This is a genomic window from Streptomyces sp. NPDC025618 (assembly GCF_055558795.1).
In genome coordinates, this window is sequence record NZ_JBVHLW010000008.1 from 106255 (window position 1) to 128012 (window position 21758).

The following is a 21758-nucleotide window of genomic DNA, read 5'->3' on the forward strand; positions in this document are numbered from 1 at the left end:
CAACCCTTTGTCGGGGCAGCCGAAATCAGCGGCTGTCTCTGCGGCGTCGTCACGAGCCAGCAGGCTCGACGACCAAGTCCCTTTCCTGGCCCGGTTGGAGCACCAGGAGCGGGTCGCGTTGCTGGAGCTGGGTCAGCCCATGAAGTACAGCCCGCGGTCCGTCCTCGTGCATCAGGACGAACCGTCCACCCATGTGATAGTCGTCCTCGCCGGCTGGACCAAGGTCATCTGCTCCGCGGCCAACGGCTACGAAGCTCTGCTCGCCCTGCGGGGACCGGGCGACATCGTCGGTGAGGCCGCCGCGGTCAGCGGCCGCTCTCGCTCGGCGACGGTCGCCGCACTCGGAAAGGTCGAGGCCGTCACGATCGGGCGCGGCAGATTCCTGGACCATCTGGCGGAGTTCCCGGCTACCGCCCTCCAACTGCTCAGCCTCATCGGGGACCGGACGCAGGCCAGCGACCGGCGCCGCGTGGAGCAAGGAGCGCTCGGGGTTCGTCAGCGATTGTCGCTCCTGCTCCTGGAGCTGTCGTGCACACACGGGGTGCAGGATGCGGAGGGGATGCGCCTGACCACCGGTCTCAGCCAGCATGAGCTGGCAGGCGCGGTCGGAGCCTCCCGCGAGGCGGTGGCCAGGCTTCTGAAAGAGCTGCGGGAACGCGACATAGTCCGCACCAGCCGCAGAGGACTGGTCATCGTCCGTCCGGACCTGCTGCGCCGGATAGGGGGTGGTGAATAGCCGACGGCTTTGCGGTCGGGGCGAGTTGTGTGCCATCGGCTACAGATGCTGTGTGTAGCCGTTCCTTCTCCACTGTCAGACCCCTGCGAGATAGTGCTCCGGACCGAGCCCGACCGTCCGAGAGGCACCTATGACTCTGGCCCTGACAGAACCCGTCAACCGTACCATTCTGCTGCTGGACATCGAGGACTTCAGCCGACGGGACGATGTGGTGCAGGCCTGCCTGCGCCGGGAACTGCACAACGTGGTGGAGGACACCCTGGCTGAGGCGGGTGTCGAGAGGAACATGCAGTACCGCGAGGACCGCGGGGACGGCCTGATCGTGCTCCTCAGCGCCGACATCCCGAAAACCGCGCTGCTCCGGGCCCTGTTGACGACCACCCCGGATGCGTTGTTCCAGTACAACCGGCTGGCATCGAGCAGTGCCCAGATGCGGCTGCGGATGGTGCTGGCCGCAGGGGAGGTCGCCTTCGACCCGAAGCAGGGCACGGTTGGCGGGCTCGTCGGCCACGACCTCAACCAGTCCTGCCGGATGCTCGATGCCGATGCCTTGCGCGAAGGGCTCGCGCAGCGGGACGCGGACTGTGTGCTGGGGGTGTCGTCCCCCGTCTACGAAGGAGTGGTCCGCCACGGACACCGCGGACTGCGCCCGGAAGAGTTCCGCCACGTTGCGGTGTCCGTGAAGAAGGACCGGCTCGACCTGTGGCTGCACGGTGTGCTCCCCCACGTCACCACCGCCCCTGCCGCGGAACCCGCGCCCGCCTGGCGCGACGGCGGGGGTACGCACAGCGATGCCGCCGGGCAGGCTCTCGCGGCGCCTGTCTCGGTGCCTGCGAGCACCGGGGCGGCATTCGCGTTCAACGGCGGGACCGTGTCGGTCGGCGGGAGCCAGGTCAACGGTGATCAGACCGGGGTCAGCGGCGGCCACGTCACCGGTGACGTGGTCATGGGCTCCGTCCGGCACGAGGGCCGGAGCGAGCAGGCATGAGCGAGCAGCCTGGTGACAAGCGGACGGATCGCTCCCAGGACGACACGGACCCGGCGGCCGGCCAACAGGAGCAGGCCAACGGCGAGCACACCGAGGCGGAGGACGACCGTCCGCAGGACCCCTGGGCCGCGCGGCGTGAGCTGTACGAGCACGTACCGGCCGCGGTCGGCGGCAGCCTGGTCGGCGGTGATCAGACCGGCGTCAGCGGGGGCAGCGTCGTAGGCGACGTCATTCTGGGCACGAAGGTGGAACACCACTACCGTTTCGGCGCCGCCACCCGCACGTCCGGGAACATCCCTCCATCCGAACTCGATCAACTTGCCCTGGAGTTCGCTGGGTACGAGGAGCTCGTGCACCCCCTGCGCGACCGGCTGCGCGAGGAGCGGGTACTCGTGCTGTACGGCGCGCCCTTCACCGGCCGCCGCAGCGCTGCCCTGATGCTGCTGCGCTCCCTGGACGCCGTGAGCGTACGCGCCGTCGACCCCAACACCCCGCCGACCGCGCTGAAAGACGAGGTGAATGGCAACTCTCACGGCTACCTCGTGAGCGACCTGGTGACGGGCCGGGAGAACCCACTGCGCGACATCGACCTGTGGGCCCTGCGCGACGCCCTTCGGCAGAAGGGCGCCTATCTGGTCATCACCGTCGACCTGTTCGCGACCCTGCGGGGCGTCGATCCCGTCCCATGGGTGCCGCCGTCGCCCCAGGCTGTGCTCCGGTCACATCTGCACGCCCTGGTGGACGACCCGCGCAGGGAACGCGAGCTGCTGGCTTTGGAACTCTCCCAGGAGTTCCTCGGCCGGGACGACCGTCAGCTGCGGGAGGCGGCGGCGTTCGCGAAGGCACTGGCCGCACACGCGGACGGCACGACCACTCGGGAGGATCTGGCGAACGTCGGTCCGAGACTGGTCCGGGAGCAGGTCCGGGAATGGTTCGGGGGCGACGAAACCCAGCTCCGGGACAAGGCGTTCCTCATCTCCCTGGCAGCGTTCGACGAGGCTGCCTACGCCCTGACCGCAGAGCTCAGCGACACCCTGTACGCGCAGTTCCAGAGGACGGAGGACGCCGGGAGAGAACCCCGGGTCGGCATCTTCGGGACGTCCATCACCAAACGTCTGCGACTGGCCCGCGCTGTCGAGTACTGGAGGGAGGAACACACCGAGTGGGGCCCCGTGCGCCAGCGCGTGGCCCGCTTCCAGGAGCCCAGAGCCTCGGGCGAGGTCCTTCGCGAGGTCTGGACGAGCCACCCTTCCGCGCGGCCTGCTCTGCTCGCGTGGCTCCGGAAGCTCGCACAGGACGGCCGGCCACTGGTGCGCACTCGCGCGGCAGTGACCGCCGCGGTGCTGGCCCAGACCGACCTGCCGTCGGCGATGGCCCTGCTCATCGAGGGCTGGGCGAAGTCGAAGATCTACCGTGACTGCCTCGTCGCCGCCAACGCCCTCGCGACGGCGTACGCCGTCGGTGCCCCGAACATCCCGTCGATCCTGCGTTCCTGGTGCGAGGAGGAGGCCGGATCACGGCTTCGCTGGACAGCCATCCGGGCCTACGCTCTGGTGGGCCCAAGGATGCCCGACGAAGCGCTGAAGGCGTTGGCGAAAGCCGCTCGTACCGGGGATGACGAGCACGAGGCGCAGCATATCGCCGAGTCCGCCGCGCTGCTGCTGAGCGACGAATCGGCACCGGTGCGCAGCCGGGTGCTACGGGGCCTGGTCGAACTCCTCCAGGATGGGCCTTCCGGCCGTGGCCTGGCGCTGCGCGCGTTTGTTCTAGCCTGTGCGCGCGCTGACAGCCGGCTGTTGTTGCGGTGGCATGCGGAGGCCTCCTCAGCAGGCCCGCCCGAGGACGCACGGTGGTTGTCCCTGCTCTGGCAGACCGCCCTGGGCGATCTGCGGTACACGGCGGACGCGCTGAAGGCTCTGGCCGGGTGGGTCCTCGAGGCGGACGGCGATCCGCAGGCGGAGCGGGAACTGTCGATGCTGCTTCCGACGCTTGTCGACTCCGATGACGACCGTAAGCGTCTCGATCACATGCTGGGGACACTGCGCGACCGGCGAGGGGACGGCCCGCCCGCGGTGGCCCATCGTCTGATGGCCGTGTTGTAGGGCATCACCTCTCGTCTGCGGCCAACAGGGTCGTCAATTCCGGATCACCGTTGAGTGAGGAGAGATGAACCATGGTGAACATCCGCCGCGAGCCTGACTGGGACCAGGGAGCGGACCGGCACAGTGAGCTGGTCGACCCGGTATTGACCGTGCGCCAGTTGTCCCGGTTCGGCCATGGCTGGGGATACGGCCGGATCGACAATGCGTTGCTCTTCACCACGGACAAAGGGGAGTACGAGGTATACCTGCCACCCCACCGGCCGACGCGCTCATTGTTCGCCACCAGGCGGTACACCGCGGCCTATGAAATCGACATGGGGGTGCACACCTGCGCCGTGTCGCTGCTGCTGCCCAGCGACAACGACGCCTTCGACTTCACCGCCGAGGTGGAGCTGACCTGGCAAGTCTCCCGGCCGCAAAAGTTCGTGGCCAGCGGAGAACGGGACGTGCCCGCTCTCCTGAAACGCCGGCTGGAGCAGCTGATGTACCCGATCGGCCGGGGCTTTCCGATCGACCGGAGTGCGGATGCCGAACGCGCCGTGTACCAGGTGGTCGCCAGGGAGGGCGAGCTGGCTGAAGAAGCCGGGCTGCGCACGTCGTGTTCCGTGCGGCTCAGGCTGGACGACGCGGCGATTGCTCACCAGCGGGAGCTGCGCCGACTCCGGTATACCGACGAACAGCTCGGCATGTCCCACGACGTGGCGCTGCGGGAGGACCGGCTCATGGCGGAGCGGGAGGCGGAGCGGGCCCAGCACGATCACGAACTGGTCATGCTGCGGGGTCGCCAGGATGAGGAAGCGAGGCAGTTGGAAGCGGAGAAGATCCGCTACTACGAGTACCACCTCCAGCACGGCGGCGTGACGATGTGGGCCCTGCACCTGGCACAGCATCCGGAGGATTCCCGGGTGGTGATGGAAAGCCTGCAGAGTGGCCAGCTGAGCCTGATCCGCAGCCAGTCCGAGGTCGCTCTCCAGGTGTTGAAGGAGGGGAATCCGGAGGACTACCAGCGCGCGGCACTGAACAAACAGGCCGTGGAGATCCTGGAGGGACTCCTCGCCCACAACCTGCCCGGTATCGCCTCCGCTCCTCCCGCACCGGACTCCCTGCCCTGGGCGGGGTCCACCGGCACCCCGGTGCATTTCCACAAGCAGGGGGAAGGGGCGTCCGCCGACAGCGCCGAGGAGGGGCGATGAACAGCAGTGGGGCGGAAGTCCCGTCCGTGGGAGCCCGTCTCCTCGCGGAACTGCGCTCCGAGACGGCCCATGCGGACAGTAAGGCGTCTCTGCTTTTGGGGATCATGAGCATGACCGTGAGTCTGCTCGGTGGCCTGGTCGCGGCCCGCCGATGGTTCTTGTCGGGGCTCTCCGTCCCCGGGAGCGTGCTGGTGTGGGTGGCGGTGGCCGCTCTGGCCGGTGCGCTGGGGTGCCTGCTCCTCGCCGTCCTGCCCCGGTACGGCACTGGCCGGTGGTCCCCGGGGAAGCCGCTGACCTACTTCGACGACATCCGCCGGGCCGCGGAAGGCGGTCGGCTCGCAGAGGCCCTCGCCGTCACCGAGGAGAGCCAGGCCGACGGGGTACTCGAAGCGCTGGCCCAGAACAGCCGCATCGTGGGCTCCAAACACTGGTGGATCCGGGCCGGCCTCGGCTTCTACTGCACGGGAGTGGTGCTTCTGCCCATCGCGCAACTCATCGGCTGAACGCTCGGCACCGCTTTGCCCCTTACCGCGTCGTCACGATCCGGACCGTATGCCCAGACAGGAAGCTCCCATGGCCACTCCTCCCGACCCGGCCCATGCCGGCAGCACGTCCCTGCCCGCCCCTCCGGTCTACCCGGCTGCTGTGGCCTTGTCCCCCTCGCGTTGTCCGGACGGGACGATACCGCCCCCGCCGCCGTACCCGGGCAGCACGACGCAGTACGCTGCCGCCCGCGATGGCGGCGGGCTGGTGGGCCACGCCGTTCCCGGCTCCAGGAAGCGTGATCCGCACGAGGACCTCGGCCAACGTGGGCGTGTGTATCTCGCCAAGCGGCAGCGGGGCATCGATGTTACGGCCGCGCTCCAACTGCTGCTGCAGTTGCCCCCGTTCTTCGCAAGCCTGGCGATCGTGGTGGTGGTCGCTCAGCTCCTGCTCCCTGGCATGGGCTGGCTGGGGGGCTTGCTCTGGCTCGTTTCCGGCGCCATGGCGTTTCACCGGCCCACCGAGAGAGCCCTCGCCCGCCATCTGCTGAATCTTCGTCAACCCACCCCACAGGAGCTGAGCCGACTGGAACCGTTGTGGCGGACAGTGACGGCCCGGACGGGTGTCGAGGGGCGCGCATACGAGCTGTGGATCGAAGACAGCGATCACCTGAACGCGCTGGCCGTAGCAGGCCATATCGTGGGCGTTACCCGGTTTTCGCTGGAGCATCTGTCCGATGGCCAGCTGGCCGCGGTACTCGCTCACGAACTGGGGCACCATGTCCGCGGCCACGCATGGTCCTCGCTCCTGGGACAGTGGTATGCGGTTCCGGGACGTCTTGCGTGGGCCGCTGTGCGGAAACTGATCCGGCATGTCACCGCCACCGGGCATGGGCGCATGGGCTTCTGGGCGGCAGTGGTGCTTCTTGTGGCGGGTGCCGCCGTCTTGCCGGTCGCGCTGGAGTACTGGTTCGTCGTGGTGATGCTGGCCGCTGCACCGTTCCTGCTCGCCGCCGTGGCCCGTCAGGCCGAAGTACGGGCGGATCACCATGCGGCAGCGGCCGGCTTCGGGCCGATGCTCGCGGAGGTGTTGCATATGACGCGGGCGGCGGATCGGGAAAGTGGACCCGTGACGGCTCCTGCCTTGTCCCGGTGCGGTAGAGCGGCTGCGATGGGCACGGTAACCCCACCTCGTGGCCGCAGCCGCGGCTTCTTGGCAAAGCTTTTGTCCATGCACCCCGACTACCACACGCGCCTGCATCACCTGGCGCCGTATCTGAAGCAAGGATGAGCCTGCCGCACCTCGCCCCCCGGGGGCCGAGCCGCCGCCACTCGATGCCGCTGAGACATCCACTGCGTAAACGTCACTACCGTAGCCTCGGTGCCCCACAACTATGGCCCTACCAGGCATTCCTGGTAGGGCCTTGGCGCATGGCCGGAAGGCTCATCCGCGGTCGTTCAGCGGGCGGGGCATCAGTCCCGCTGGGCCGACTCCGGGAGCTGGCGCAGCTTGACGTTGGACTTGGTGCGGTAGGCCCAGTCCAGCATCTTCACCGCGTCCGGGTAGCGGGAGGTGGCGTCATTGAGGATGACACCGACGACGGTCCGTCCGTCGCGCTTGGCGGCGAACACCAGGCACGGTCCGGCGGCGGTGCCGGTGCCGGTCTTGATGCCGATCGCGCCCTTGTACGAGCCGAGCAGCTTGTTCGTGTTGTCCCAGTAGTAGGTCCGCTTGACGTTCGCGGCCTTCTGCTGGGTGCCGGTCGTCTTCACGACCGTGCTGAACGTGCTGTTGGCGATCGCGTGCCGGGCGAGCTGCGCCGAGTCGCGAGGCGTCGTGTAGTTGGCCCCGGTCTGCGATATGCCGTCGAACGAGTCGTACTTGGTGTTCTTCATGCCGAGGTCGGACGCCTTCTTGTTCATCTTGGCGATGAACGAGTTCGTGCGTTCCTTCTCGGTGCCGCCGCTGCCGAACGTGTCGGCCAGCGCGTACGCCGCGTCGCACCCCGACGGCAGCAGAAGGCCGTACAGCAGCTGCCGTACGGTCATCTTGTCGCCCGTGCGCAGATCGGCGGTGCTCGCGCCGTTCCGCTCCACGTAGTCGCGGTAGGACTGCTTGATGGTGACCTGCTTGTTCAGGTCGACCCCGGGTGTGTCCAGCACGACCGTCGCGGTCATGACCTTGGTGGTGCTGGCCATCTGCCGCTTGGTGTCGGCGTCCTTGCTCCACAGCTGGCGGTTGCTGCCGCTGTCGAGCAGGAACGCGCCCTTGGCGCCGGTCACCGCCGGGCCGCTCGCGGCCTGCGCGGTCGTCGCCGGCACCGCGACGGCGACCGCCGCGGCCGACGCGATCAGAGCGGCACCCCACCGGCGTGCCGGTCTTTCCCTGCATCGCTCCATACATGCCTCTGTTTCTCGCGTGTTGAGTAGAGCGTGCAGATAATCGCACCTACTGCTTCACGCTGAGAAACGGGGCCGGTTCCGCGCCCGGGAAGGCCCGTTCACGAGCTCCGCTGAGCCGCCGCGCGCCCCACCGCGTCGACCAGCGGCACCACGCGATAGGGCACCCGCTCGCGCAGCACCATTTCGGTGCGTGTGCGCACCACCCCCGGGAACTGGACCAGCCGCTGGATGACGTCCTCCAGATGTCCGGCGTCCCGGGCGACGACCCGCGCCATCAGATCGCCTCCGCCGGTGATCGAGAACGCCTCGATGATCTCCGGTACGTCCGCGAGGGCGGTGGCGACCGTGTCCAGGTGCCCCTGGGTGACCTCGATATGGACGAAGGCCAGTACGGGGTGGCCGAGCGCGGCGGGGGACAGCCGCGGTCCGGTGGCGGTGATCACGCCGTCGCGCTCCAGCCGGTCGAGCCGCGCCTGGAGCGTGCCGCGCGCGATGCCCAGCACGCGCGCGTACTCCCGCACGCTCGTACGCGGCTGCTCCAGCAGCAGCCGCAGAATCTTCGCGTCCAGCGTGTCCACGGCCATGGGCCGACGGCCTCCCGGTGGTCGTACTTCCTGGCCGGTAACAGTACCAATGGCGCAGCCTCACACGCCGTCAGGCGCCCGTGGCCTTCCCGCCGCTCACGCGCCTCGGCGCCGGCCGGCCGGCTGTCGGCGGAACTTCGGCGTCCGGCGGGAAGACCCATGCGAGGGCGTTGTCGAGGAGGAGGCGGGCCGGACGCGAAGGTGCGGTCGGTGTCGGCCAGTTGCGTACGCGCCCCCCACCGCGCCGTGCCGGGGTTCCCCGGTCGCCGGTCAGGCGCCGAGCAGCGGTGACGGCCGCGAGCTGTGCAGGGGCACCGCGAGTTCGGCCAGGGCCCGCTCCAGGCTGTGCAGGTGCGCGAGCGCCGGTTCGGACAGCCAGTGCTCGGGTACGGCTGCCGTGGCCCCCACCGCGTCGCGCGCCTTGCCCGGTGTGGTCAGCGCCTCCACCGCGGCCTCCACGCGCCAGCAGGCAGCGGCGAGACGGTCGTCGTGCGATGCCTCGGGGTCCGCGGCGACGGACGCCAGCCCCCGGACCTCGCGGGCGCAGTCGTCGAGGAGGGCCAGCACCCGGCGGGCCTTCTCCTTGCGGGCGCGGAACGGGTTCAGCGGGTGGACGAGCGGGGCGAGCGAGAGCCGCACCCGGCCGAGCAGGAGCTCCAGTTCGGCGACCCGTGGGGCGGGGTCGGCCGTCTCGGAACCGGCGAGCCGTGCGGCGGCTTCGGCCGCGCAGGTGTGCACGCAGCGCAGGGCGCGCTGGATCCACGCGTCGGTCGCGGCGTGCGTGGTCACGGGCAGGACGACGAGGACGGCGATCGCCGCACCGGCCGCCCCGACGCCGGTCTGGGCCAGCCGGAGGACCAGCAGGTCCGCGTCCAGGACCCCGAGGAGCCCGTACAGCAGTCCGGCCATCATGGTCACGGCGAACATCATCCACGTGTACGAGACGGCGGACGTGTAGAAGATCCCGAAGACGCAGACGGCGACCAGGGCCGCGGTGGGCACGGGGGCCCCGTGCAGGGGAATGGCCACGAGGATTCCCGTGGCGATGCCGAGCACCGTGCCCAGGACCCGGCGGAAGCCGCGTACGAGGGTCTCGCCGCGCGAGGCGGTGTTGACGAAGATCCACCAGGCGGTGCCGACGGCCCAGTACCAGCGCGCGTCGGAGACCATCTGCCCGACGGCGAGCGCCAGGCCGCAGGCGAAGGCGGCCTGGAACGCCTGCCGGGTCGTGACGCGTGCCAGACCGCCGCCGGCCAGGGGTGCCGGGCCCGCGGGCGGCGGGGTGTGCCGCTCGATGCGCCAGAGCCCGAAGCGGACGAGACCGGCCGCGGCCAGTGCCATGATCACGGCCGCGTACAGGTGCGGCAGCTGGGCGGGCACGGCGTGCAGGAACTGCGTCGCGAAGAACATCATGAAGCCGAAGATCCCGAGCGCGTTGCCCCGCGCCCCCCACCGGCGGGCGTAGACCCCGCAGAAGACGACGGCCAGGAAGGCCGCGTCACGCACCAGTGGCATGCCGTGCAGCGCCGCGGCCAGCGCGAGCACGGGAAAGCCGACGACCGGCAGCAGAGCGGTGGTGATCGCCTGGCGGCGTACGGTCGGGTCGGCGACCGTGAACAGCGCGAGCAGGGCTGTGAGCCCGCCGGTGATGGAAGCGGTCAGGGGCAGGCCCGACAGCTGGACCACGGCGACAGCGGCGGCCACGCCCATGACGGCCCGGACGGCGACCCGCAGCCTCGCCCGGCCCGGATCCGGTGCCATGAACGCCCTCTTCAGCACTGCTTCCCGCCCCTTCGACGCACGGACATGAAAAAGGCGCCACGGATCTCCGCAGCGCCATCGACATCCCCATCAGACCATCTATCCGGCTGTTGGCTCAAGAGGAGCGGAGGTGGATGTGCCAATGGCATAGTTACCAACCGTACTGTCCGGCCGTGAAGGGGCCAATGGCAGCCCTGAGGGGCGGACGCCCGCCCCGGTCCGCCCGAACCGCCACCACCGCCCTGACCTCGGGCTTGTCAGTGGCTCCGTGTAGCGTCGGATGCACAGAGTGATTCGGTGGGGGAGGCGGCACGGTGATCAGCAGTGACCAGCACAGCCGGCGGGGGCGGTTCGCGTACATCGGCTCGTTCACGGCGGCGGGCGGGCCCGGTGTGACGGTCGCCGAGGTCGACAGCCGCACGGGCGCGCTCACACCGGTGTATGCCACCGACGCCGTGGCCAACCCGTCCTTCCTCGCGCTGTCCCCCGGAGCGGATGTGCTCTACGCGGTCAGCGAGACGGACGAGGGCGCCGCCGCGGCCTTCTCGCTGGCCGATCCCGCCCGGCCCGAGCCGCTCGGTGAGCCGGTCCTCGTGCGCGGTGAGGGGCCGACGCACCTCGCCTTCGCGGGTACGCACCTGTTCACCGCCAATTACCGCTCGGGCAGTGTCAGCGCACTCCCGGTCCGGACGGGCGGAGCACTCGGAGCGCCGTCGGCCGTCCTGCCGCACCGCGGTTCCGGCCCCGTGGCCGACCGGCAGCGCGGTCCGCACGCGCATGCCGTGGTGCCCGATCCCTCCGGCCGCCTGCTGCTCGCGGTGGACCTCGGCACGGACTCGGTGTGGATCTACGCCCTCGACCCGGTGACCGGCCTGCCGCGCCCGCACCACGAGACGCGGCTCCGCTCCGGGACGGGGCCCCGGCATCTGGCCTTCCACCCCGGAGGCGGCCGGGCCTACGTCCTCAACGAGCTGGACCCGACCGTCACGGTGTGCCGCTGGGACGCGGCGGAAGGCTCCCTGGTGCCGACCGGGGAGACGCGCGCCCTCCTGCCGGGCACGGGCACCGTCGACTATCCGTCGGAGCCCGTCGTCTCCGAGGACGGGCGGTTCCTGTGGCTCGCCGTCCGGGGGCACGACAGCATCACCACCCTCGAGCTCGACGCGGCGGGCGACATCCTCGGAATCCGCGCCTCGACCCCCTGCGGGGGCCACTGGCCCCGCGATCTGACGCTCCACCCCGGCGGGCGGTATCTCTACGCCGCCAACGAGCGGTCGGGGGATGTCACCTGGTTCACGGTCGACCCCGGCACGGGCATACCGAGCCCCGCGGGGTCGCTCGCCGTGCCCGCCGCCTCCTGCGTGATCTTCTCCTGAGAAAACGCGGACGACCGGAAAAGGCCGGAGGGGCCCCCGCGATGCGGGGACCCCTCTCCGGACCGCTCCGGCCCGCGATTCCGCGGCCGTGCCGTCAGGTCGTGCGGCACGTGGCGGCAGCCTTCGCCCTGCCGGTCACGCGCGTTCGTACAGAATGGCCGTCAGCGGACCGGGGCTCCCTGGAGCGACGGCTGGGTCGTCAGGCCCAGCACGGCCGCGTACTTCGCCAGGGCCAGCTTGCCGATCGCCGGGTAGGCGCCGAGCGGCTCGGCCGCGGCGCAGGACACCTCGCGCGCCGCCTCGGCGGCGAGGCCCTCGGCCACCTCGGGGCCGATGATGCAGGGCGCGAGAGCCAGGTTCCGGGAGCCGGAGGAGCGCAGCTGCTCCGCGGCGCGGCCGATGGCGCCTTCCTCGTCCAGCGCCGCCGCGAGCACCGGCACGGCCAGGCGGGCCGACAGCAGCATGCCGGTGATGCCCGCCGCCTGCACGGCCTCCTCGCCGCCGACGGTCGCCAGGACGATGCCGTCCGCGGCAGTTGCAACTGTGAACAGTCGGGCGCGGTCGGCGCGGGCCAGCCCGGCCTCCGAGAGACGCACGTGCAGGGCCTCGGCGAGCAGCGGGTGCGGGCCCAGCGTGTCGGTGAGCTCGGTGACGGAACCGCTGTTCATCACCGCTTGGCGTATGCGGCGCAGCTGCGAGCTGTCGGGTCCCGCGAGCAGCGGCACGGCCACGGCGGTCGGGAAGCGGTCCCAGGAGTCGGCTCCGTCCCCCTCGGGGCCGTCCTGGGCTTCGCCGGCGCGAGCGGCCCGCTGGGCGGCCGCGTGGGCCAGGACCGACTCCAGCGACGGATACCCCACGTCGCCGCCGTCGGCGTCCACATAGCCGATGCGCGCGTCGAGCCCGGGGAGCTCGGAGCGGGCGATGCTGAGGGTCTCCTCGGCGAGCCGTCGCGTGGCGAGGTCGGGCGTCCCCGGCACGGCGAGGACGAGCGGCGGCGCGCCCGTCGGCGCGGCCGCCGGTTCCGGCCGCCGGTGCCGTCCGGGCTGGCGGGGACGCGGCATTCGTACAGGCAGGCCAGGCGCGGGCCCTGTGGGGGAACTCATGGCGCCGCATGTTAGCCGTTCATCGCACCAGGCCGTTCGGGCGGGGGCGATACAGCGTCGTCTGTCCGGATTTATTCGTCCAGACATACGGTCGGCGCGGAGTCGTTCAGCAAATGATACGCAACATCACAGGGTCTGTCGGCAGGCGCAGACTGTCCGTCACCAAGGCTCCTGCCACGCGCAATGCGCCGTCGAGCGGTGTGCCCTGGGCGGGGACGAGTTGTGCGTGAGGTAGTTGCGATTGCAATTCTTCGCGCAGCGGTGCGAGCAACGGTTCACCCATGCGAAACAGCCCGCCCGTGAGTGCGACTTCATGTGCCCCACCAGCCGCTCCCGGAGCGGCCGTTTCCGCCGCCGCACGGGCCGATCGGCCGGAAAGCGGCCATCGGCGCGGACATACGGCGGCGGCGGCCCCGGCGATGTGCCGGGCCGCCTCGCGGAGGATCCGGGCGGCGACGGGATCCTTCGGAGCGCACCGGGCCACTTCGGGCGCGAACGAGGCGAGGACCGCGGGCCGGTCCGCCCGCGGGTAGAGCGCGCCGGGCACATCCGGCGCCGGGCCGAGGACGGCGGTCATCCGCGCCAGCAGCGCCTCCGACCCGCCGGCCCGCCCGTCGTACGCGCGCAGCGCCGCCTCGAGCCCGGCGCGGCCGATCCAGGCGCCGCTGCCGCAGTCGCCCAGCAGGTGGCCCCAGCCGTCCGCGCGGCGCCAACCGCCCTGCGGGGTCAGGTCGGTGCCGAGCGCGATCATCCCGGTGCCCCCGGCCACCACCGCGCCGGGGCGCTGCCCGAGCGCTCCCGCGTACGCGGTGACCGCGTCCGAGGCGAGGGCGAGACGGTGCACCCCGAGGGCCTCGCGCAGCGCGCCGGGCAGGACGGCGCGGAGCTCGTCGCCCAGGGCCACCATCCCCGCGGCGCCCACACAGGCGGCTTCGCAGGTCCCGGCTCCGGCGCGGGTGAGCAGGTCCCGGGCGGCGGGCAGGACGTGGTCGAGGAGCCGCCGGGCATCCACCCCCGCCGGGGCCGGGGAGGCCCAGGTCAGCGGCGGGCCGCTGCCGTCCGCGGGGGCCAGGGCGATCCGGATGCCCGAACCGCCGGAGTCGACCCCCAGGACGTGGCCCGCCGCGCGTGTCACGGGCCCGGCCGTCTCACGGCAGCTGCCAGTTCACCGGGGCGGCCCCCTGGCGGACCAGCAGTTCGTTGGCCCGGCTGAACGGCCGGGAGCCGAAGAAGCCGCGGTCGGCCGACATGGGGGAGGGGTGCGCGGACTCGACGGACGGCACGCTGCCCAGCAGCGGCCGCAGATTGCGCGCGTCGCGGCCCCACAGGATCGCCACCAGCGGGCCGCCGCGGGCGACGAGCGCGCGGATCGCCTGCTCGGTGACCTCTTCCCAGCCCTTGCCCCGGTGCGCCGCGGGCTTGCGCGGGGCGGTGGTCAGGGCCCTGTTGAGGAGCAGGACGCCCTGCTGGGTCCACGGCGTGAGGTCACCGTTGGACGGGCGGGGGAGGCCCAGGTCGGTGTGCATCTCCCGGTATATGTTCTCCAGGCTGCCGGGCAGCGGGCGCACCTCGGGCGCGACCGAGAAGCTCAGCCCCACGGCGTGACCGGGTGTCGGATACGGGTCCTGACCGACGATCAGCACCCTTACGTCGTCGAAGGGTTGCTGGAAAGCGCGCAGCACGTTCGCGCCGGAGGGCAGATAGGTACGGCCCGCGGCGATCTCGGCGCGCAGGAAGTCGCCCATCGACGCGATGCGCCCGGCCACCGGTTCCAGTGCCTTGGCCCAGCCGTTCTCGACGATCTCGTTCAAAGGTCGTGCAGCCACGGGGCGTCACTCTACTGGCTCAGCGCGTGCCCGTACGAACGCGTCCGGCCCATGGGCCCGTTCCGGCCGGACCCGGTGTCCCTCGAACGAGGGCCCAGGCGTCTTGTACGAAGGGTGTCGTAATTCGAGGATCCTCGTAGTACGGTGTTTCTCGTACCACTCGCGGCGCGTCGGTCGCACCGGCGGAAACGGAGTCTTTGATGAGTGCCCTCTTCGAGCCCTTCACCCTGCGCTCGCTGACCATCCCCAACCGGATCTGGATGGCTCCGATGTGCCAGTACAGCGCGGACGACCACGGCCACGACATGGGCATGCTGCACGACTGGCACTTCGCCCACCTCGCCGCGCGGGCCGTCGGCGGCGCGGGCCTGATCCTCACCGAGGCCACGGCTGTCTCTCCCGAAGGGCGCATATCGACCGCCGACCTGGGGCTGTGGAACGACCGCCAGGCGGAGGCGTTCCGGCGCATCACCTCCTTCCTGGAGGCCCATGGCGCGGTGCCGGGCGTCCAGCTCGGGCACGCCGGACGGAAGGCGTCGACCGAGCGGCCGTGGCGCGGCGGCGGTCCCGCCGGCCCCGAGGCGCACGGCTGGGCGACCGTCGCCCCCTCCCCGCTGCCGTTCGCGGAGGGCTACCCCACGCCGCGCGAGCTGACCAAGGACGGCATCGCCCAGGTGGTCGCCGACTTCGCGGCCGCCGCGCGGCGGGCGCTCGCGGCCGGCTTCAAGGTCGTCGAGATCCACGGCGCCCACGGCTATCTGATCAACGAGTTCCTGTCCCCGCACAGCAACCGCCGCACCGACGAGTACGGCGGCTCCTTCGAGAACCGCACCCGGTTCGCGCTGGAGGTCGTGGACGCGGTGCGCGCGGTGTGGCCCGAGGAACTGCCCGTCCTCTTCCGGATCTCCGCCACGGACTGGCTCACGGAGAACCCGGAGGATGACCGGGAGGGCTGGACCGCCGACGACACCGTGCGCTTCGCGAAGGACCTCGCCGCGCACGGCGTGGACCTGCTCGACACCTCCACCGGCGGCAACACCCCCGACGCCACCATCCCCACCGGGCCCGGCTATCAGGTCCCCTTCGCCGCCAGGGTGCGCGAGGAAGCGGGCCTGGCCGTGGCCGCCGTCGGCCTGATCACCGACCCCGCGCAGGCCGAGGAGATCGTGTCGTCGGGGCGGGCGGACGCCGTGCTCCTCGGCCGCGAACTGCTCCGCGACCCTTACTGGCCGCTCCGGGCGGCCACCGCCCTGGGCCTGCCGCCGCGCCGCCCCGCGCAGTACGGCAGGGCCGCCTGACGGCCCGGGGGGGGGGGGGGGGGAGCCCCCCCCCCCCCCCCCCCCCCCCCCCCCACACCCCCCCCCCCCCCCCCCCCCCCTCCCCCCCCTCCCCCCCCCCCCCCCCCCCCCCCCCCCCCCCCCCCCCCCCCCCCCCCCCCTCCCCACCCCCCCCCCCCCCCCCCCCCCCCCCCCCCCCCCGCCGCTCGAGGCGACCGGCCGCACCGCGCTTGAGGCAGGCTGTCAGGCTTGCGCGTACCGCAGCACGCCCCACATCGTGTTCTCGTCCGCGTCGCCCGGCTCCAGCCGCCGGCAGCTCTCCAGGCCGGTCCGCAGGGCGGTCGCGTCGATCCCCGTCCCGATCAGCACCAGCTGGGTGACCCGCTCCTCCGCGCGGCCCCACGGCGCGGCGTAGAAGCGCAGGAAGTCGCCCACCGCGTGCACCGCGTACCGCACCCCCCGGTGGCCTTCCGCCCCGAAGTGGATGAAGCCCTTGATGCGGTACAGGCCCTTGGGCCGGTTGTCGAGGAAGTCCATCAGCCGCCGCGGATCCATCGGCTCCGCGGAGGTGAAGCCCACGCTGTCGTACGCGGCGTGCAGATGACCGTGGCCGGGGCTGCCCCCCGCGCAGTCCCCGCCACAGCCCTGCGTTCCGCAGTCGTGGGCGTGCTCGTCCGCGTCCCGCACGAGGTCCTCGAAGGACAGCTGGCGTATCGCGCCCGGCTCGTCCCGCTCCCGCGCCTTGCGGTCGAAGAGCAGCTCCGGGTCGACCCGCCCGTGGGCCGACTCCAGGACAGGAGTGCCGGGGCCGAGCCGGGCCAGCTCGTCGAGGACGGCCTTCCGCTCGGTCTCCTTCGCCCGGTCCGTCTTGTTGAGGACGATGAGGTCGGCGATGGCCAGATGGCGGTCGATCTCGGGGTGCCGGGCGCGGGTGCGGGTGAACTCCGCGGCGTCCACGACCTCGACCAGGCCGCCGTAGACGATGCTCGCGTTGTCGCTGGCGAGGATCATGCGGATGAGCTCCTGCGGCTCGGCCAGCCCGCTGGCCTCGATGACGATGACGTCGATCCGCGCGGCCGGGCGGGCGAGCTTGTCGAGGAAGCCGTCGAGCTCGCTGGTGTCGACGGCACAGCACAGGCACCCGTTGCCCAGGGAGACCATGGAGTCGACCTGCCCGGCGACGCTCATCGCGTCGATCTCGATGCTGCCGAAGTCGTTGACGACCACGCCGATCCGGCTGCCCCCGCTGTGTTTGAGCAGGTGGTTGAGCAGGGTGGTCTTGCCGGATCCGAGGAAGCCCGCCAGCACGATGACCGGGATCTGTCGTTTCGCCAAGAGGCAGCCTCCATCACACGTCGGACGCAGCGGGCACCGGCTGCGGCGGGGGCGGGCCGACATAGCGGGCCGCCGGGCGGATGATCTTCGAGTCCTCCGCCTGTTCCAGGATATTGGCGCTCCAGCCGACCACGCGGGCCGCGCAGAACGTGGGCGTGAACATCTCCCGCGGCAGCCCGCAGAGCTCCATGACGACGCCCGCGTAGAACTCCACGTTGGTGTGCAGCTCGCGCCCCGGCTTGAGCTCGGCGAGGATCGCCTCGACCTTCCCCTCGACCTCGGTCGCGAGGTCGACCAGGGGCCCGCCGAAGTCCTGCGCGATGGAGCGCAGCATCCGTGAGCGCGGGTCCTCGGTGCGGTAGACGGGGTGCCCGAAGCCCATGATGCGCTCCCCCGCGAGGACGCGTTCGCGGATCCAGGGGTCGATGCGGTCCGGGGTGCCGATGGCGTCGAGGGTGTCCAGGGCTCGGCTGGGCGCGCCGCCGTGGAGCGGGCCGGAGAGGGCACCGATGGCACCGCCGAGGCAGGCGACGAGGTCGGCTCCGGTGGAGGCGATGACGCGGGCGGTGAACGTCGAGGCGTTGAAGCCGTGGTCGACGGTGGAGATGAGGTACCGCTCGATCGCGCGGGCCCGGCGGGGCTCGGGCTCGCGCCCGTCCAGCATGTAAAGGTAGTTGGCGGCGTACGGGAGGTCCTCGCGCGGCTCGACGGGCTCCAGTCCTCGGCCGAGCCGGTGGAGCGCGGTGAGCAGGGTGGGGACGGCGGCGCAGGCGGCGAGGGCGTCGGCCTCGCGGTGGGCGGCGGCGGTGTCGTAGAGGGGGCGGAGCCCGGCGGAGGCGCCGAGCAGCGAGAGCGCGGTGCGCAGCCCGGCGAGCGGGCCGGACGGCGCGCAGGAGCGGGCGATGGCCGGCAGGGCGTCGCGCACGTCGGCGGGGAGCCGGCGCAGGGCCGCGGTCTCGGCGGCGAAGGCGGCCCGCTGCGCCGCGTCGGGGAGGTGGCCCCGGAACATCAGGTGCCAGACGTCCTCGAAGGAGCGGCTCCCGGCGAGCTCGACGGCGGAGAACTGGCGGTAGTGGTAGAAGCCTTCGCCGCCGCGGACGTCGCCCAGGGCGGTGTCGGTGACGACGACGCCCGCGAGTCCGCGCGGTACCTCGGTGATCGGCATGACGGTGCCTCCTCGATCCCTTGAGTGCTGCTCGTTGAAACGTGATGGGACTGTCCACCCTTGATCCAATGGCTGTCAATATTGATTGAATCAATATGTACACGCCGGTTACGGTGTGCCCATGGCGGATCTTGAGACGGGCGGCCCGGCGGCGGGCGACGACGGCAGAGGACGGCTGACCACCCGCGAGGTCGCCGAGCGCCTGGGCGTCAAACCCGAGACGGTCTACGCGTATGTCAGCCGCGGCCAGCTCTCCAGCCGCCGCGGTCCCGGCGGCCGGGGCAGCACCTTCGACGCGCGGGAGGTCGACGCGCTGGCCCGGCGCGGCAGACGGGAGCCGGCGTTCGGCGGCGAGACGGCGATCCGTACGGGCATCACGCTCATCGAGAAGGACCGGTATTTCTACCGCGGCGTCGACGCGACCGCGCTCGCCGGGCGGCACGCGTACGAGGAGGTGGCCGACTGGCTGTGGACCGGGGAACTGCGCCCCGGGACCCGCTTCGCCGCCCCCGAGGAGACGTTGGCCGCGGCGCGCCGCGCCGTGGACGCGCTGCCCGCCGACAGCGGGCCCACCGACCGGCTGCGGGTGGCCGCGATCGCGGCGGCGGCCGCGGATCCGCTGCGCTTCGACCTCTCCCCGCAGGCGGTGCTCGGCACGGCCCGTGGCCTGATCCCGACGCTGGTCGACGCCCTGCCGCCCGCCGGCCGGCAGGCGCACGCCGACGACCGGATCGCGCCACGCCTGTGGTCACGGCTGACCTCGCAGGCGCCGGACGAGGCGTCGCTGTGCGCCCTGGAGGCCGCCCTCGTCCTGCTGATCGACCACGACCTCGCCGCCTCCACCCTCGCGGTGCGGGTCGCGGCCTCGGCGCGCTCCCATCCGTACGCCGTGGTCTCGGCGGGGCTCGGCGCCCTGGAGGGGCCGCTGCACGGCGCGGCGAGCGGGCTGGCCCACCGGATGCTGACGGAGGTGCTGGAGCGCGGCAGCGCGGGTGCCGTGGTGGCGGACCACCTGCGGGACGGCAGGCGCGTACCGGGACTCGGGCACCGCCTCTACCCCGGGCCGGACCCCCGGGCCACCACGCTCCTCGCCCGGCTGGAATCGGTGCCCGCCGCGGCGGCCGCACTGGCGGCGGCCCGCGAGGTCGAGGCCACGACGGCACGGCACGTGCCCCTGCACGCGAACATCGACCTCGCGCTGGCGGTCCTTTCCGTCGCCTCTGGCATGCCGCCCGAGGCGGGCGAGACGGTCTTCGCGGTCGCGCGCACGGCGGGCTGGATCGCGCACGCCCTGGAGGAGTACGCCGAGCGGCCCCTGCGGCTGCGTCCCACGGGCCACTACTGCGGCCCGCGGCCACCACAGCCCCTGCCCTGACAGCCGGGCGGGGATTCCGGGCCCCGCAAAGGCAGGTTAGGCTTACCTTTGTGAGTACGTGCGCGACCGTCTCCCGTCAACTCTCCGAGCCCCTGGCCGGCACCGCCGCCACCGCCCGGACCTGGCTGCTGCTCGAACAGCCCGGCCCCTGGGGCGCGAACGCACTCGCCACCAGCCACCTCGACCCCGCCGTGGGCCGCGCCCTGGAAGAGGCCGCGGCAGGCACCGGTGTGCGGATCGCCCTCATCCGGCGCCCCGGCCGCCACGCGGACTGCCACCGGCCCACGACGCAGCGGGTGTTCATCGCCCACACGGCGCCGGGCCGCTCCTGGATCCGCACCACCGCGCTCACCGACCCGGCGGCGCTGACGGAGCTGGACCTCGCGGCGCTCGGCGCGGGCGAGCACGGCGGGCTGTGGGAGCCGTACGCCGGAGACCCGCTGGTCTTCGTCTGCACCAACGGCAAGCGCGACCGCTGCTGCGCCCTGCTCGGCAGGCCGCTCGCCGCCGAACTGGTCAGCGCGGGCGGGATCGAGACCTGGGAGGTCACCCACATCGGTGGCCACCGCTTCGCGCCGACCCTCTTCGTCCTTCCCTACGGCTACGCGTACGGGCAGGTCACCGCGCACGGCGTCAAGGACGTGCTCGAAGCCGTGCGTGACGGCCGGGTGGTGACGGAGGGGTGCCGCGGCCGCTCCGCGTGGGAGCGCCCCGCCCAGGCCGCCGAGCTGGCCGTCCGCGAACTCACCGGAGAGGAGGGCGCGGACGCCCTGGACGTGTCCGGCTCCGGACCCGCCGACGGCCCGGCCGCGCGCTGGGCCGTGACCGTCACCCACACCGACGGCCGGGCCTGGCGGGTCCTCGTCGGGCAGGGTGCCGCCGAGCCGCCCCGCCCGGAGAGCTGCGGCCGGACGCCCGGCACCCCGGCCCGGATGGATGTCGTGTCCGTCACCCCGCTTTCCTGACGAACTCCGTGGTGTAGGTCTTCTCCAGGTCGATGTCGGCGTCGCGGATCGTGGGGCTGAACGCCTTGAGCACGTCGTGCACGGTCCTCGGCCCGTCGTCGGGCATCACCCCGTCCCGGGTGAACATGGGCAGGGTGTTCTTGACGGCCTGGACGTAGAGGTCCTTGCCGCCCTTGGCGTAGTCGGCGGGCATCTTGGCGGCGATCTCCCCGGGACTGTGCGAGGCCAGCCACGCCAGGGTCTTCACGAAGGCGTTGGCGAGCTTCTGGGTGGTCTCCTTGTGGCCGTCGACCCACGAGGTGTTCATGTAGAGGCTCGACGCGGGGTAGAGCCCGCCGAGCGCGGCCCGCGAGCCCTCGGGCGTCCGCAGGTCGATCAGCACCTTGCCGGTGCCCTGGGCGAGGACCTGGGCCACGGTCGGGTCGGTGGTCATCCCGCCGTCGATGGAGCCCTGCTGGAGCGCGGAGACGAAGGTCTGGCCCGCGCCGACGGCGACCAGGGTGACATCACTGACCTTCACACCGTTGCGCACGGCCAGATACTTCGTCAGGAAGTCGGTGGAGGAGCCGAGTCCGGTGACCCCCAGCTTCTTCCCCTTGAAGTCCGCGGGTGAGGTGAGGTCGCCCGCCGCCTTCTTCGAGACGATCTCCACCTCCCCCGGCGTCCGGGCGAGCTGGACCACCGACTCCACCCGCTTCCCCTTCGCCTGGAGGTCGAGGGTGTGGTCGTAGAAACCGACGACGCCCTGCACCTCGCCGGCGACCAGGGCCGTGGTGGCCTGCACTCCGGCCGGTTCGGTGAGGAGCTGGACGTCGACACCCTGTTCCTGGAAGAAGCCGAGCCGCTGGGTGAGCACCGCCGGCAGATAGATGACCTTGTCGAGACCGCCGACCATGATCCTCACGGTCTTGCCGGAGGTCTTGCCGCCGCCGGAGTTCGCGCCGTTTCCGGACACCTCGTCGGCGCAGCCGGCGAGGACGGTCACGAGGGCCACGGCGGCGGCCGCGAAGCGGAGGCGCTTACTGCTGGTTGAACGCATGACGGGTGATCCTTCGGGTGAGGGGTGGAGGGGGACGAGGGCCCGGGA

General features: G+C 71.9%; 19 protein-coding genes. 10 read left to right on the top strand and 9 right to left on the bottom strand.

All coding sequences use genetic code 11. From position 1 onward, the window contains the following. Positions 1-94 precede the first annotated feature (94 nt). The 6 genes from ACZ4A5_RS10585 to ACZ4A5_RS10610 all read left to right on the top strand — a co-directional run bounded on the left by ACZ4A5_RS10585 (position 95) and on the right by ACZ4A5_RS10610 (position 6792). On the top strand, positions 95-736 hold the full coding sequence (locus ACZ4A5_RS10585) for a Crp/Fnr family transcriptional regulator (protein WP_467580989.1): 642 nt from the start codon (positions 95-97) through the stop codon (positions 734-736). A 130-nt stretch (positions 737-866) separates the two neighbouring features. Continuing rightward, positions 867-1724, top strand: a complete 858-nt coding sequence (locus tag ACZ4A5_RS10590; RefSeq protein ID WP_467580992.1) for a hypothetical protein — start codon at positions 867-869, stop codon at positions 1722-1724. Next, a complete protein-coding gene (locus ACZ4A5_RS10595) occupies positions 1721-3826 on the top strand; it encodes a hypothetical protein (RefSeq protein WP_467580994.1) in 2106 nt (701 codons plus the stop codon). Before ACZ4A5_RS10590 ends, ACZ4A5_RS10595 begins: the two co-directional genes overlap by 4 nt. Positions 3827-3897: 71 nt before the next feature. Further along, positions 3898-5019, top strand: coding sequence for a PE-PGRS family protein (locus ACZ4A5_RS10600; RefSeq protein ID WP_467580997.1), 1122 nt, complete (start codon positions 3898-3900; stop codon positions 5017-5019). Further along, on the top strand, positions 5016-5522 hold the full coding sequence (locus ACZ4A5_RS10605; RefSeq protein WP_467581000.1) for a Pycsar system effector family protein: 507 nt from the start codon (positions 5016-5018) through the stop codon (positions 5520-5522). The genes ACZ4A5_RS10600 and ACZ4A5_RS10605 overlap by 4 nt, the downstream gene beginning before the upstream one ends. 313 nt (positions 5523-5835) lie before the next feature. Beyond that, complete coding sequence (locus ACZ4A5_RS10610; RefSeq protein WP_467581002.1) at positions 5836-6792, top strand: M48 family metalloprotease; 957 nt, start codon at positions 5836-5838, stop codon at positions 6790-6792. Between the two features lie 182 nt (positions 6793-6974). On the opposite strand, the gene ACZ4A5_RS10615 is transcribed toward ACZ4A5_RS10610, so the two are convergent. From ACZ4A5_RS10615 to ACZ4A5_RS10625, 3 genes are all read right to left on the bottom strand, one after another. After that, a complete protein-coding gene (locus ACZ4A5_RS10615; RefSeq protein WP_467581005.1) occupies positions 6975-7901 on the bottom strand; it encodes a D-alanyl-D-alanine carboxypeptidase family protein in 927 nt (308 codons plus the stop codon). 101 nt (positions 7902-8002) lie between these two features. Then, positions 8003-8488, bottom strand: a complete 486-nt coding sequence (locus ACZ4A5_RS10620) for an Lrp/AsnC family transcriptional regulator (RefSeq protein ID WP_467581008.1) — start codon at positions 8486-8488, stop codon at positions 8003-8005. 270 nt (positions 8489-8758) lie between these two features. After that, positions 8759-10249: an FUSC family protein gene (locus ACZ4A5_RS10625; RefSeq protein WP_467581011.1), complete on the bottom strand. Its 1491-nt coding sequence runs from the start codon at positions 10247-10249 to the stop codon at positions 8759-8761. A 314-nt stretch (positions 10250-10563) separates the two neighbouring features. Here ACZ4A5_RS10625 and ACZ4A5_RS10630 point away from each other — a divergent pair, with 314 nt between their 5' ends. Further along, positions 10564-11625 (top strand): lactonase family protein, encoded by a 1062-nt coding sequence (locus ACZ4A5_RS10630; RefSeq protein WP_467581014.1) that lies wholly within the window; start codon positions 10564-10566, stop codon positions 11623-11625. Between the two features lie 161 nt (positions 11626-11786). Here ACZ4A5_RS10630 and ACZ4A5_RS10635 read toward each other — a convergent pair whose 3' ends face one another. The 3 genes from ACZ4A5_RS10635 to ACZ4A5_RS10645 all read right to left on the bottom strand — a co-directional run bounded on the left by ACZ4A5_RS10635 (position 11787) and on the right by ACZ4A5_RS10645 (position 14554). Next, positions 11787-12728 carry a sirohydrochlorin chelatase family protein gene (locus ACZ4A5_RS10635; RefSeq protein ID WP_467581017.1) on the bottom strand — a complete coding sequence of 314 codons (942 nt, stop codon included), beginning with the start codon at positions 12726-12728 and terminating at the stop codon, positions 11787-11789. Positions 12729-12834: 106 nt separating this feature from the next. Further along, positions 12835-13863, bottom strand: coding sequence for an N-acetylglucosamine kinase (locus tag ACZ4A5_RS10640; RefSeq protein WP_467581019.1), 1029 nt, complete (start codon positions 13861-13863; stop codon positions 12835-12837). Between the two features lie 13 nt (positions 13864-13876). Further along, on the bottom strand, positions 13877-14554 hold the full coding sequence (locus tag ACZ4A5_RS10645; protein WP_467581022.1) for a uracil-DNA glycosylase: 678 nt from the start codon (positions 14552-14554) through the stop codon (positions 13877-13879). Between the two features lie 200 nt (positions 14555-14754). Here ACZ4A5_RS10645 and ACZ4A5_RS10650 point away from each other — a divergent pair, with 200 nt between their 5' ends. Continuing rightward, a complete protein-coding gene (locus ACZ4A5_RS10650) occupies positions 14755-15852 on the top strand; it encodes an NADH:flavin oxidoreductase/NADH oxidase (protein ID WP_467581025.1) in 1098 nt (365 codons plus the stop codon). A gap of 222 nt (positions 15853-16074) precedes the next feature. Here ACZ4A5_RS10650 and ACZ4A5_RS10655 read toward each other — a convergent pair whose 3' ends face one another. Both ACZ4A5_RS10655 and ACZ4A5_RS10660 read right to left on the bottom strand, forming a co-directional pair. Continuing rightward, on the bottom strand, positions 16075-17166 hold the full coding sequence (locus tag ACZ4A5_RS10655; RefSeq protein WP_467581028.1) for a CobW family GTP-binding protein: 1092 nt from the start codon (positions 17164-17166) through the stop codon (positions 16075-16077). 13 nt (positions 17167-17179) lie between these two features. Next, positions 17180-18331 (bottom strand): citrate synthase/methylcitrate synthase, encoded by a 1152-nt coding sequence (locus ACZ4A5_RS10660; protein WP_467581030.1) that lies wholly within the window; start codon positions 18329-18331, stop codon positions 17180-17182. Positions 18332-18452: 121 nt separating this feature from the next. Between ACZ4A5_RS10660 and ACZ4A5_RS10665 the strand changes: the two genes are divergently transcribed. Both ACZ4A5_RS10665 and ACZ4A5_RS10670 read left to right on the top strand, forming a co-directional pair. Further along, entirely contained in the window at positions 18453-19706 is a 1254-nt protein-coding gene (locus ACZ4A5_RS10665) for a citrate/2-methylcitrate synthase (protein ID WP_467581034.1), read from the top strand. A gap of 50 nt (positions 19707-19756) precedes the next feature. Beyond that, positions 19757-20671 (top strand): sucrase ferredoxin, encoded by a 915-nt coding sequence (locus ACZ4A5_RS10670; protein WP_467581037.1) that lies wholly within the window; start codon positions 19757-19759, stop codon positions 20669-20671. On the opposite strand, the gene ACZ4A5_RS10675 is transcribed toward ACZ4A5_RS10670, so the two are convergent. Continuing rightward, complete coding sequence (locus tag ACZ4A5_RS10675) at positions 20655-21710, bottom strand: ABC transporter substrate-binding protein (protein ID WP_467581040.1); 1056 nt, start codon at positions 21708-21710, stop codon at positions 20655-20657. The two genes, ACZ4A5_RS10670 and ACZ4A5_RS10675, sit on opposite strands and share 17 nt — an antisense overlap. Between the last annotated feature and the right edge of the window lie 48 nt (positions 21711-21758).